The sequence below is a fragment of the Geobacillus thermocatenulatus genome (genome assembly GCF_002217655.1).
GTDB lineage: Bacteria > Bacillota > Bacilli > Bacillales > Anoxybacillaceae > Geobacillus > Geobacillus thermocatenulatus.
Genome location: NZ_NEWK01000002.1, coordinates 1,536,277 through 1,548,104, shown reverse-complemented (window position 1 = coordinate 1,548,104; position 11,828 = coordinate 1,536,277). Strand labels below are relative to the sequence as shown.

7 protein-coding genes are annotated in these 11,828 nt (G+C 52.0%); all 7 read left to right on the top strand.

Annotation, left to right across the window (positions count from 1 at the left end):
* Window position 1 precedes the first annotated feature (1 nt).
* The 7 genes from B9L19_RS16790 to B9L19_RS16760 all read left to right on the top strand — a co-directional run bounded on the left by B9L19_RS16790 (window position 2) and on the right by B9L19_RS16760 (window position 11,826).
* Window positions 2-1,198 carry a TIGR02678 family protein gene (locus B9L19_RS16790; RefSeq protein ID WP_014194803.1) on the top strand — a complete coding sequence of 399 codons (1,197 nt, stop codon included), beginning with the start codon at window positions 2-4 and terminating at the stop codon, window positions 1,196-1,198.
* Window positions 1,158-5,279: a TIGR02680 family protein gene (locus tag B9L19_RS16785; RefSeq protein ID WP_047752361.1), complete on the top strand. Its 4,122-nt coding sequence runs from the start codon at window positions 1,158-1,160 to the stop codon at window positions 5,277-5,279. Before B9L19_RS16790 ends, B9L19_RS16785 begins: the two co-directional genes overlap by 41 nt.
* Window positions 5,276-6,496: a TIGR02679 family protein gene (locus B9L19_RS16780; RefSeq protein ID WP_047752360.1), complete on the top strand. Its 1,221-nt coding sequence runs from the start codon at window positions 5,276-5,278 to the stop codon at window positions 6,494-6,496. Before B9L19_RS16785 ends, B9L19_RS16780 begins: the two co-directional genes overlap by 4 nt.
* A gap of 132 nt (window positions 6,497-6,628) precedes the next feature.
* Complete coding sequence (locus B9L19_RS16775) at window positions 6,629-7,555, top strand: Rpn family recombination-promoting nuclease/putative transposase (RefSeq protein ID WP_047752359.1); 927 nt, start codon at window positions 6,629-6,631, stop codon at window positions 7,553-7,555.
* Between the two features lie 254 nt (window positions 7,556-7,809).
* Complete coding sequence (cas6, locus tag B9L19_RS16770; protein ID WP_082131153.1) at window positions 7,810-8,658, top strand: CRISPR-associated endoribonuclease Cas6; 849 nt, start codon at window positions 7,810-7,812, stop codon at window positions 8,656-8,658.
* 17 nt (window positions 8,659-8,675) lie between these two features.
* Complete coding sequence (locus B9L19_RS16765; RefSeq protein WP_053004368.1) at window positions 8,676-10,739, top strand: TM1802 family CRISPR-associated protein; 2,064 nt, start codon at window positions 8,676-8,678, stop codon at window positions 10,737-10,739.
* 22 nt (window positions 10,740-10,761) lie between these two features.
* A complete protein-coding gene (locus B9L19_RS16760) occupies window positions 10,762-11,826 on the top strand; it encodes a CRISPR-associated protein (protein WP_047752358.1) in 1,065 nt (354 codons plus the stop codon).
* Window positions 11,827-11,828 lie beyond the last annotated feature (2 nt).

The following is an 11,828-nucleotide window of genomic DNA, read 5'->3' as shown; positions in this document are numbered from 1 at the left end:
GATGGAAACGGCGTTTGACGACAAGGCGAAAGAGGCGCTCGCCGCGCTGTTCGAACAATTTTGGATCATTCGCGACAAAGAGCCGGATTTGTATCAGCTCGTCCGTGAGCGCGAACATGTGTTGAAAAAGTATGTGGAGGAGAAGTTTGGCTATCGGCTCATCGTTCACCGCTATTTTGCCAAGCTCGAGAAAATTCCCGCCGAACCGGAGCCGTGGATGGGCATCGAGTCGTTTCAAGAGCCGCTTGACTATGCGTTGTTTTGCTGTTTGATGGCGTATTTGGAAGGAAAAGCAGTGGAAGAAAAGTTTTTGCTTTCTGACGTATGTGAAGAAATCCGCGCCATGTACCCGGGTGATCTACCGGTCGATTGGACGAACTATTCGCATCGGCGCGCGCTCATCCGCGTGTTGAAAACGGCGGAACAAATCGGACTCGTCCGCCGGATGGATGGGGAGATTGAGGCGTTCGCCCAGCATGTGGAGGAAGAGGCGTTGTACGAAGTGCCAGTGTTGGCTCGTTATTTTATGCGCACGTATCCGAAAGATTTGTTGCAATATGAATCGATCGACGAATTGCTCGCCGAGGAGTGGAAAGCATCACCGCAAGATTATCGGCGCCATCGCCTGTATCGAAAGCTGTTTTTATCCCCGGCGGTGCACCGGACGGAAGGGGACGAGCAAGACTTTTACTACTTGCGCAACTTCCGCCATCGGCTGCGGGATGATATCGAAGCGCATACGCCGTTTCGGTATGAATTGTACAAAAACGCCGCCATGTTGACGCTTCCCGAACGGCAGGCGCCGTACACCGTATTTCCTGATCAGAAAGGAACGTCGGAGGTCATCCTTCATTTTGCCGCCTTGGTGCGCGAGCGGCTTGGGGAATATCCGCCGGATGAATACGGCCGCATACGATTGACGCCTGAACAATTTTCCGCCTGGCTTGCCGATTGCCGGCGCCGCTACGGGGCTGGGTGGGGGAAAACGTACCGCGACATGTCGGCTGCCGAGCTTGTCCGCGAAGTGCTTTCGGCGCTCAACGAATGGCGCATGGCCGATGTGGAGCACGACACCGGAATGATCGTCCTTTATCCCCTCCTCGGGCGGATGTCGGGACGGTATCCGGATGATTTTGACGCGAAAGAGGGAGGAGAACATGGCGAATCCATGGGTGCTTCATCGTGCGGGGCTGATTAATTTTTGGTATTACGACGAGCAGTATTTTCATTTCGCTGACGGTAAGCTGCTCTTGCGGGGAAGCAACGGGGCGGGCAAGTCGGTGACGATGCAAAGCTTGATCCCGGTGCTTTTAGACGGCAAGAAGACGCCCGATCGCCTCGATCCGTTCGGTTCACGGGCGCGGCGCATGGAAGACTACTTGCTTGGGGAAAAAGATGTCGTCAATCGCGATGAGCGGACCGGGTATTTGTTTTTGGAATATAAACGGAAAGAATCCGACCAATACGTCACAACGGGCATCGGCCTGCGCGCGAAGCGGCAAAAAAGCCTCGATTTCTGGGGGTTTGTCCTCTTTGACAACCGCCGCATCGGCTATGACCTTCAGTTGTATAAACAAGAAAAAACAGGTGAAAAAATCCCGCTGACCAAGCGGGAGCTGGCCACAGCGCTCGGCGCGGGCGGGACGGTCGTCGAGACGCAAAAAGACTATATGGAGCTCGTCAATAAGCATGTGTTTCGCTTTGAATCGCTTGAGGCGTTTCAAGAATTGATCGAGCTGCTCATTCAACTGCGCAGCCCGAAGCTGTCCAAAGACTTTAAGCCGACCGTGATTTATGAAATTTTGGAAAGCTCGCTGCCTCCGTTGACCGACGACGAGCTCCGCCATTTATCGGACACGATCGAAAACATGGACCAGGCGAAGCAGCAGCTTGAGCAGCTCGAACGCGACGAGCGGGCGTTGAAGCGTCTTTGCGATCAATACCGCCTTTACAACGAATATATGATCGCCGAAAAGGCGACAGAATACGTAAAAGCGGTCAAGCAAGCCGAACAGCTCGCTGCTGCACAACACCGCCTTCACGATGAAGAAGAGCAGGCGCGAAAGACGCTTGATGAGCTTGATGAGTCCATCACCCGCCTCCGCCGTGAAGAAGACGTGCTGCGTTCACGCGAAATCGACTTGGCTGGCCACGAAGTGTTCCAGCAAGCGGAGAAGTATGAACAGTTGAAATCGGAGAGGGAGCGTCTGCAGGAGCGGTGGGAGCGGCACGAGCAGACGATCGCGGAAAAAGAACGGCTGGAACGCCAACATCGCCGCCGCCTCGATGAATCGGAAGCGCGGCTGGATGACCTTGAACGGAAACTTGAAGACGAGTTGGCGCAGCTGCGAGCGGATGCGGAAGAAGGAGCCTTTTCTTTGCATGAAACGAACGAAGACGATTTTCACCGCCATCGCCAAAAGCAACAAGAGTTTTCGTTTGCCGCTTGGAAACAGGAAGCTGACCGCCATATCGAGCAGCTCGAGGAGTTGGCGCGCCTTTGGCGCAGGCATGACGATGTGAAACGACGCTATGAAGAAGCGAGCACCGAAGCGGGCGAGCGGCGGCGGGAAATGGACGAATGGCGTCATCAGCAACAGAAATGGGAAGAGCTGCTCGAGCAGGAGAAAGAGCGGTTTGAACAAGCCGTGCTTGCCTGGGTCGAGCAAGGAGGAATCGACGTTTCCGAAGCGGACATTCAGGCGTTTTTGCGACAAATGGGCGCCCTCTATGAGCTGTATTCGCTCGATGATCTGAAGCGCCCGTTCGTTCAAGCGTATTACGATGCCGTCGGTAAGAAAAAGGATGAGAAATGGCGGCTCGAACATGACATCCGTCTGTTGGAAGAGAAACGGGCAGAACGTGAGGCCGAACTGCGTCAATGGCGGGAACAACGCGACCCTGAACCCGAACGGGATGAACAAACGACAGCCGCCCGCTTGGCATTGGAACGGGAAGGGATTCCGTTTGTCCCGTTTTATGCCGCGGTCGAATTTGTCGACGATGTGCCTGACGATGTGCGCGAGCGGATCGAATCGGCGCTTTCGCACGCTGGGTTGCTTGACGCCCTCATTGCGGCCCGCGATGTCGACGTCGACTGCGACCGTGTGCTCATCCCGAAACCGGTTCATATGGTGCATACGTTGGCCGATTATTTGCGCCCAGATGCGGATGCCCCTGTGTCGGCGGAGCGGATTGACGAAGTGCTCCGAAGCATCGTGATCACCGATGCGGAACAAAAAGGCGGCATGACGATCGACGAAACAGGACGCTATTCGCTCGGCCTTGTCCGTGGCCATGCGCCGCGGAGAGCGCGGGCGATGTTCATCGGCCGTGCGGCGCGGGAGCGGTGGCGGCTTGAGAACATCGCGGCGCTGGAAGCCGAGATCGCCGCTGTGGGACAAGAGATCGACCGTCTACGTCGTGAGCATCAGGCGGTGGGAGCGGCCATCCAAGCGCTTGCCGACTGGTTTGTGTCCTTCCCATCGGACCGCGATGTGCGCACCGCGTTTGAGGAAGGGCAAGAAGCCCGCCGCCAAGCCGAAAGCAAAGAACGGGAATGGAAGCGGCAAGAAGAAAAAGCCGCCCTCCTCGCGCGCGAATGGAAACAAATCAAACAACAGCTCCATGACGAGTCGGCCGAGCTTGATTTGGCTTTTACCTTGGACGGCTGCGAACAAGCCCAGCTCGCCATGAAATCGTACGTCCGCCATTTGCACGAACTCGAAGTGCTTTACCGCGAAACGCGCCATACCGAGGCCATGATCGCCCAACAGCGCGAGCGGCTCGCGGCGCTGGAAACGGAGATCGACGAAGCGAAAGGCGAACGAAATCGGATTCGGGATGAAAAAGAGCGGATCTCCTTGGAGATCGTTGAGATGGAACGGACGCTCGCCCAAATGGGAGCGGATGACATTCGCGCGGAAATCGCCCGCATCCAAGAACGATTGGCGTTTTTGCGCCAAGAAATTCCGCGCCTTGTCAACGAACGGGCGCGGACGGAACAGCGCCTCATGCGCTTAGTCGAAGAGCGGGAAAAAGGAGCGCAACGGGAAGAGTTCGCCTGCCAGCTGGCCGCCATGTGGGAGCGGTCGTTTGCCGATGAAGCGGCGCTTGGGCTCGTGGATCTTGATCGTTCACGTTCGCTTTTGGAGCAGGCCAGAGAAGCGAAACAACGGTATGAAACAGTGTTAAAAGAGACGCGTTCCTCGCTTTTGGCGCGGCTGAACACCGTCTTCTTCCAAGAGTCGTCCAACTTGACCGAATACCGGGCGACGTTCGAGCGGCTGGCGGAACAAAAGGAGTCCGAATGGATCGCCGCCGCCCCAGACGACGAGATGGCGATGAAAGCGGCCGATTGGCGGGAAAAACAAGAACGGCATGTCATTTATCTCGACTACAAAGGCCAGCGTGCCACGCCGTTTGCCGTGCTCGCCGAGGTGGAGCGCGACATCGCCTTGCAGCACGAGTATATGAAGGAGCAAGACCGCGAGCTGTATGAGGACGTCATTTTAAAATCAGTCGGCCGCATTTTGCGCAGCCGCATCCAGCGCGCCGAGCGGTGGGTGAGCGATATGAACAAACTGATGGGAGGTCTCGACACGTCATCAGGGCTCGTGCTGTCCATTCAATGGAAGCCGAAAACGGCGGAGACGGAAGCGGAGCTGGATACGAAAGAGTTGGTCCGTCTGTTGCGGATCGATTCGCGGCTGTTGAAAGAGGAAGATTTGCAGCGGGTGACGAACCATTTCCGCTCGAAAATCGCCCGCGCCCGCGAATTGCTTGAGGAGCGCGGCCAAGGCAACACACTCCATCAAATTATTAAAGAAGTGCTCGACTATCGGAAATGGTTTGCCTTCACCTTGTACTATGAAAAAACAAATGAGCCGAAACGCGAGCTGACGAACCACCGTTTTTACCAATTCAGCGGCGGGGAAAAGGCGATGGCGATGTACATTCCCCTTTTCGCCGCGGCGTATTCGCGCTACCAAGAAGCGGGCGATGACGCCCCGTACATCATTTCGCTCGACGAGGCGTTCGCCGGCGTTGACGAAAACAACATCCGCAACCTGTTTGGACTTGTCGAACAGCTCGGCTTTAACTACATCATGAACTCGCAGGCGCTTTGGGGCGACTACGACACCGTGCCCGCTTTGTCCATTTGCGAACTCGTCCGCCCGCGCAATGCGTCGTTTGTGACCGTCATTCATTACCGTTGGAACGGCCGCGTCAAACAGCTGATGGTCAATGATAAAGAATGGGAGACGATCGAGACGTGAGCACGGCCAAGGAGGCGGCTGCCTTTTTCCGCTCTGAACCGGGCTTCCGCCGTCTGTTTATCGAGATGAAGCACAAGTACGAGTCGCTCGGCCGCGTCGGCGGTGCGGTGTCTTTAGAGGCGTTCACCGATGAAGAGCGGGAGGCGGTGGCCGCCTTTTTCGGCAAAGACGTCTCCCGCGTCTCCCTTATCGCGTTTGAAAAACAGCTCGGACAGACGAGGTTTGCGGGCGTTGGGCTTGTCGAGCTGCTTGAACAGTACTTCGGCGCCCCGCTTGTCTCAAACAAAGAACGGCGCCAGGCGGAGGAAGAGGAACGGGATCGTTTTTTTGCGCGTCTGACCGAGGAGCATCATTGGGTTGAGTCGGTCCGCCCTCAGCGCTTCGTCCAAACGGCGTACGAAACCGACCGCCGCAGCCTGGAGGAGGCCCTCCGCCTTGTCAGCGCCGCTTTGGGCCGCCTCCCGCTCCCGTCATACATGCGCCTCCCGCTCTTTGCCCAGCAAGTGGCGGGCGACCCGCACGCGTTCGATTTGTCCACGCTACCGGGGAGATTGTTGCTTTCGGCGTTGCAAGCGACCGTGCCTGGGGACTGGGACATGGCATCTGTAGAGAGCGTCAACGAGTTGCTCCAGTCCGTCGGCTTGCTCCGTGAGGATATCCTGAACTTTGTCACATGCGCCAACATTCTTGCTGAAACCAAGGACGGACCGCATCCTGTTTTCTCCGCTGCCTGGGAGACGAACACGGCGCTGAACATGCCGCTTAGAGATGTGCTATCGCTTGTCCGCGCCCGCCCTGCCCATGGGGGGACGGTGTACATTGTCGAAAACGCGGGCGTCTTTTCGACGCTGCTTGACACCCGCGCCCCGCTTGTCAGCACGAACGGGCAAATGAACTTGGCGACGATGAAGCTGCTCGATTTGCTCGCGGCCTCTGGCGCCAAGCTGTATTATTCCGGCGACTTCGACCCAGAAGGATTGGCCATGGCAGAGCGGCTGCAGGAGCGGTATGGACAGGCCGTCACCCTTTGGCGCTTTTCCGTCGAGGATTATAGGGCCGCCAACCCTGTCGTCGACCTCACCCCCGAGCGCCTCGCCAAGCTCGCATCCGTAACGTCGACGCCGCTGCAGCCGCTGAAAGAGGAGATGGCGGAAACGAAAAAAGCGGGGTATCAAGAGGCAATTATCGGGAGGCTGACAGAGGATATCAACGGGTAGTCCATCCACGAGCCAGAGAAGGAGCCCGGAGCGATCGGGTCTCCTTCTCCAAAACGTGAAATGGATGAGAAGGAATTCCGCCGCGAAGAGCGAATATTATATCGTGAATTCAATGTCGCAAGGAGGGAAAACGTGGCCAAACAGCGAATCGATCACGACCGGTTGTTCAAAGAGCTGCTGTCGACGTTTTTCGAAGAGTTTTTGCTTCTTTTCTTTCCCCACGTGTACGAGCACATCGACGTTCACCACCTTTCTTTCCTCACAGAAGAACTGTTTACCGACGTGACGGCCGGAGAGAAGCACCGCGTCGATTTGTTGGTGGAAACGAAGATGAAAGGGGAAGATGGGCTCGTCATTGTTCATGTCGAACACCAAAGCTACGCACAGCGGACCTTCCCCGAGCGAATGTTCCTCTACTTCAGCCGCTTGTTTCAAAAATACCGCCGCCGTATTGTTCCGATCGCCATCTTCAGCTATGATGAACACCACGATGAACCTTCCTCATTGGTCGTCCAGTTTCCGTTTTTGACGGTTCTCGATTTTCGTTACTTGACGGTGGAGCTCTGCAAACTGCCGTGGCGCGCGTACATCCGCCATGACAATCCCGTCGCCGCTGCCTTGTTAAGCAAAATGGGGTATAATGAAGAAGAAAAGGTCGAAGTGAAAAAAGAGTTTTTGCGCATGCTCGTCCGCCTTGAGCTCGATGAGGCGAAACAGCGGCTGTTGTTCGGTTTTTTTGAAACGTATTTGCGGTTGTCCGAAGCGGAGGAAATCCAACTGCGAAACGAGGTGAGCCAAATGGAGACGAAGGAAGCGAAACAAGTGATGGAGCTCATCGTCTCGTACGAACAGCGGGGAATGGAAAAGGGAATCGAGAAGGGAATCGAACAAGGGGTCAAACAAGGGATCAAACAAGGTATTAAACAAGGGCGCCAACAAGGGATCGAGGAAGGGAAGCTCGACGTGGTGAAGAGAATGCTGGCGAAAGGGTATGATGTCGACACGATCCACGAACTGACCGGACTGCCGATGGAGAAGATTGAAAGGATGAAGGGGTGAGACGGCCCTTCGCCGTCGAGCCCCACATTGTCGTCGACCCCCAATCGTGCAAAAATCCCCGGGGATCGACGACAATGTTCTTTTGCGCCAAAATCCTACAGCCAACACGGCCGAGCCATATTGACAGAATTTTTTAAATGTGATATTTTGGAAACAGCCTAAAGAGAAAAGCTTGATTTGATGCGCGTGGTTTGGGGTTTGTATCGTAACCTATGAGAGATTGAAACATTGAAGCAATCACCCAAATCGGAAGGATGGCGCGGTTGTATCGTGCCTATGAGGGATTGAAACGTGAAATTTACAAGACCTACCTTGATCCGCGCATCGTTTTTATCGTACCTACAAGGGATGAAAACGGAGGAATAGACATGTATGTTACAATTACCTTTCAAAACGACGCTCCCTGGGGGATTCCGGTTAATTACAACCATCTCGTACAAGCGGCGATTTACCGCCACCTTAGTCCTGAATTTGCTGATTTTCTCCATAATCAAGGGTATATTGTAGATCACCGACGATTTACTCTCTTCTCATTCTCGCGTTTGATAGGACCCTATGATTATATCTCTGCCTCTAAAATGTTGGTTTTTTCAGATAAGGTCCAACTTGTTTTGTCTTCGCCCATTGAGCAGTTTATACGGGAAATCACCCAACTGTTGTTTATGGAGGGAATGCGCATCGGAAGCCATTGTTTGCGTGTTGCATCCATCCAAACCGAGATTTTTAAAGTTGATCAATCTGTGATTGAAATAGAGACACTTTCGCCAGTGGTCGCCTATTCCACGTTATTGCGGCCGGATGGACGAAAATACACGAAATACTTTCATCCTGATGAAAAAGATTTTCAACGGATCATTTCTGAAAACTTGGTGAGGAAAGCAAAACTGATATATGGGGCCAATCTGTCGTTCGCGCCGGTCTCTCTTAAGACAATTGGAGATTTTCACAAGCAGATCATTCTCTATAAAAACACAATTATTGAAGCGTACAGCGGACGATTTGTGCTTGAGGGGGATTCTCGTCTGTTGCAAGTTGCTGTTGATGCGGGCCTTGGCGGCAAAAATTCATGCGGATTCGGATGCATTCGCCCGATCCGCCGTTGACCAGGAGGTGTCCGTTTATGAATCTGCCGCAGTTGACAGCGCATCTCGGATCGTTAGTGCCTGCGGATTATGACCCGCTTGAATCGAAGGTGAAATCGCTTAAAACGAAGATCAAATCAGAAGAGAGGGCGTATGCCGTTTTTTTAACGTTCGACTTAGAGAGACGGCTCATTCGGATCGAAGACCCTATTCCGTATTCTCAAGATATACTGTATGAATATGGGTACTTTGGGAATAATGATGCCGCCACCTTGCAAAGTCATGTCGTGAGAGAAGTGGAATCACTACACTATCTCTTGACGAGTGTATGGAACGATTTGCAACTAGCTCTTCGGAAACAGCACATGGAAGGTTCTCAATTGTCGAAATGGATCGCAAAAATGGAAGCGGCTGAATTGATTGTCACAGGCAATAAAAAAGGGAACGGAAAGGTGCGCTTGGATCGCCTTCAACTCCCAGGCTCTCTTGAGGGACAATCCGTCACTTTGCAGAAGGAGAATCAAAAGATTTGCGTTGGCTCCAAAGAGTTTAAGTATGAGGATTTTGTTCGCGCCATGCTGGAGCATGGAAATAAGAAAGACCGATTTGTGTTAGTGATCTCCGCTGTATTTGACCAAGGAGATCGTATTGTCCTGTCACAGTATGAAGACTATCGGAAATTGGTGCGAAAAATCAACAATTTGGAGTTGCCAGATGAGCGGGAGGAAGATTCGCTATCGGGTGAGCAGCGAGTGTGCTATGTGTGTCAACAGTTGAAGTATTCAGTGAAGAGTGAGTATACGACAAAATTTAGCCGAACCGGAATCAATAAAGTATTTACTACCACTACAATCAATTCGGCCCGGTATAAGACAGCAGGTTACAGTTATGATGACACTTATGCCATATGCCTTGAGTGTTACCGACATTTGGTGAACGGTGAGGCGTTGATTGAGAAGAGGTTTAAGGGTTCAATTGCTAGAGAGAGTGCTTTTTTTCTCCCGGAAGGACTGCTGGATGCATTTTCTTATGATAACATTGGCCGTATTAAAGACCAGTTGGACTTCGCGTTTCAGTGTCCGGAAGCTGAAGAATGGCTGAAAATGGTTGAGGCTGATGTTGATTGGATGCAGCATCCCTACTTTACTATTCACATTATTGTTTATCGGACAGACGGCACTTCTTTCACTGTGTTGGAAACGTTCGAAGATGTTCCTGCTTTGCGATTTATGCAGATTATGAGGACGATCAGGCAAGTAAGTGGACAACTAAAGCCATTTCTGCAGGGGATGTCGCTTGGCAACATATACCGTATGGTGCCAGTTCGTGAAACGAAAAAGGGAGAGCAGGTGAATGTGGGACGGATTTTATCGCTTTATAAAGCCTTGTTCTCCGGCTACCGCATCCGTTCGGAAACCTTGTTTGATTATGCCTCTGAAGCCTTGGATAAAGGGATATCGCAATTATCCAAAGAAAAGATTGATAACTATCGCAACATGGGGTTGGGCGAGTATCATCCAGACAAGGTAGATTTTTTTATCCAGCGCATGGTGATGCAGTACTTGGCTTTAATTCGAGTTTTGCAGGAGTTATCCATATTGGACAGGCCTGTTTTTACACCACCATTCAGAATGGAGGAGCAGGACATGCAGTTATATGAATCCGTGGAGGCGATTGAACAGTTTCTTGATCGCCAAGGATTCAGTTCAGAAGCAAAAGCTTTATTTTACCTTGGCTGCATGATTCATCGTGTGGGGGTTGAGCAGTATAAAAAAGGTCACAAAACGAAACCAGTGCTCAAAAAGATTCATTTTCAAGGGATGTCCGCATCGGAAGTATATCGTTTGTACTATGATGTGTTGGACAAGTTGCGCCAGTACGATGCGTTTGACTGGTACAGTGAAACGCTCATTGAAGGGTTTCATCGGCATTGCGGGACATTAAGAGAAAGAGAATGGTCATTGAGCGATCATGCCAATGTCTTTTATATCATGTCTGGATACGCTTATCAGGTGGGTGCTTTAGCTGGCCATAAAGGGAGGAAGCAGGACGGCAATGCAACAGAATCTGATCCTGCCTCTGCTATTGCCCAATTACCATGATAAGGAGAGGAGTTGTAATTTGATGGTCATTCGACAAAATAGCGATTTTCTGTTTCTCTTTGAAGCAGTCATGACCAATCCAAACGGAGATCCGGATCAAGAGAATAAGCCGCGCATGGATTATGAGACATCTACACTCCTAGTTACCGATGCACGACGCAAACGGGATTGCCGCGATTTTCTCAAACAAAAAGGGTTTTCCATTTTTGTGGACACGTTGGCTGATCGGAAAGTGCCGGTTTCACAAATGGTTGAGCATATCCGGAAGCAGTGGATGCAGGATACAGAGCGATTTCATAATTTGCTTGCCGAACAGCCATTGATCGCTAAGGCTTGGAATGAACTAGTACAATCGGATAGCGACGATATCCTTGCCTTGTATGACAAAGTGAAGGGGGATAAGAAGAAAAAACAAGCATTAACCGATTTCCACAATCTCTTTCTTACTGAAATCATCAAACGCTCGCTTATCGATATTCGTCTGTTTGGAAGTGCGATGGCGGTGGAAAATGTATCTCGCACTTATACGGGTCCAGTGCAGATTACTTGGGGATATTCACTTCACCCGGTTGAGTTGGTGAAATCCAATACGATTACGACGATCATGAACGATGACAGTTCTACTTTCGGGAAAAAGTACAAGGTACACTATGCCTGCGTCGCTCATTATGGCACTATCAACAAGTTTAACGCCCAACGAACGGGAATGAACGAACAGGATCGTGAGATTTTCCGCAAAGCGTTGGTGCAAGGAATGATGGCGAATCAATCCGACAGCAAGCAAGGGCAAACCCCGCTTTGCTACTTGGAAGTCGTGTACTCCCCGGCATTCGATGGATATCTAGGCGACTTGCGTCGTTTCTTGCGAGTCAATTCCGATGAAGGCAGGCCAATCCGCAGTCTTTCTGATCTACGTGTTGATTTTGCAGCCCTTGCATCAGTTCTAAAAGAGATGAAACAAAAAGGATATGTGGAACGTGTAATTGGCTGGATTCATCCGTTCGCGGATCGGCAATCACTGACGGAGATGCCGGATTTTGAACCGATTGACTTGTGGGAGCCATTGACTGTATTTGGAGGTTCGTGAGC

Bases quoted from the DNA above. Each gene is read 5' to 3' on its own strand.
- B9L19_RS16760 (WP_047752358.1), top strand. From the start codon at position 10,762: ATGGTCATTCGACAAAATAGCGATTTTCTGTTTCTCTTTGAAGCAGTC.
- cas6 (WP_082131153.1), top strand. From the start codon at position 7,810: ATGGCGCGGTTGTATCGTGCCTATGAGGGATTGAAACGTGAAATTTAC.
- B9L19_RS16765 (WP_053004368.1), top strand. From the start codon at position 8,676: ATGAATCTGCCGCAGTTGACAGCGCATCTCGGATCGTTAGTGCCTGCG.
- B9L19_RS16785 (WP_047752361.1), top strand. From the start codon at position 1,158: ATGGCGAATCCATGGGTGCTTCATCGTGCGGGGCTGATTAATTTTTGG.
- B9L19_RS16790 (WP_014194803.1), top strand. From the start codon at position 2: ATGGAAACGGCGTTTGACGACAAGGCGAAAGAGGCGCTCGCCGCGCTG.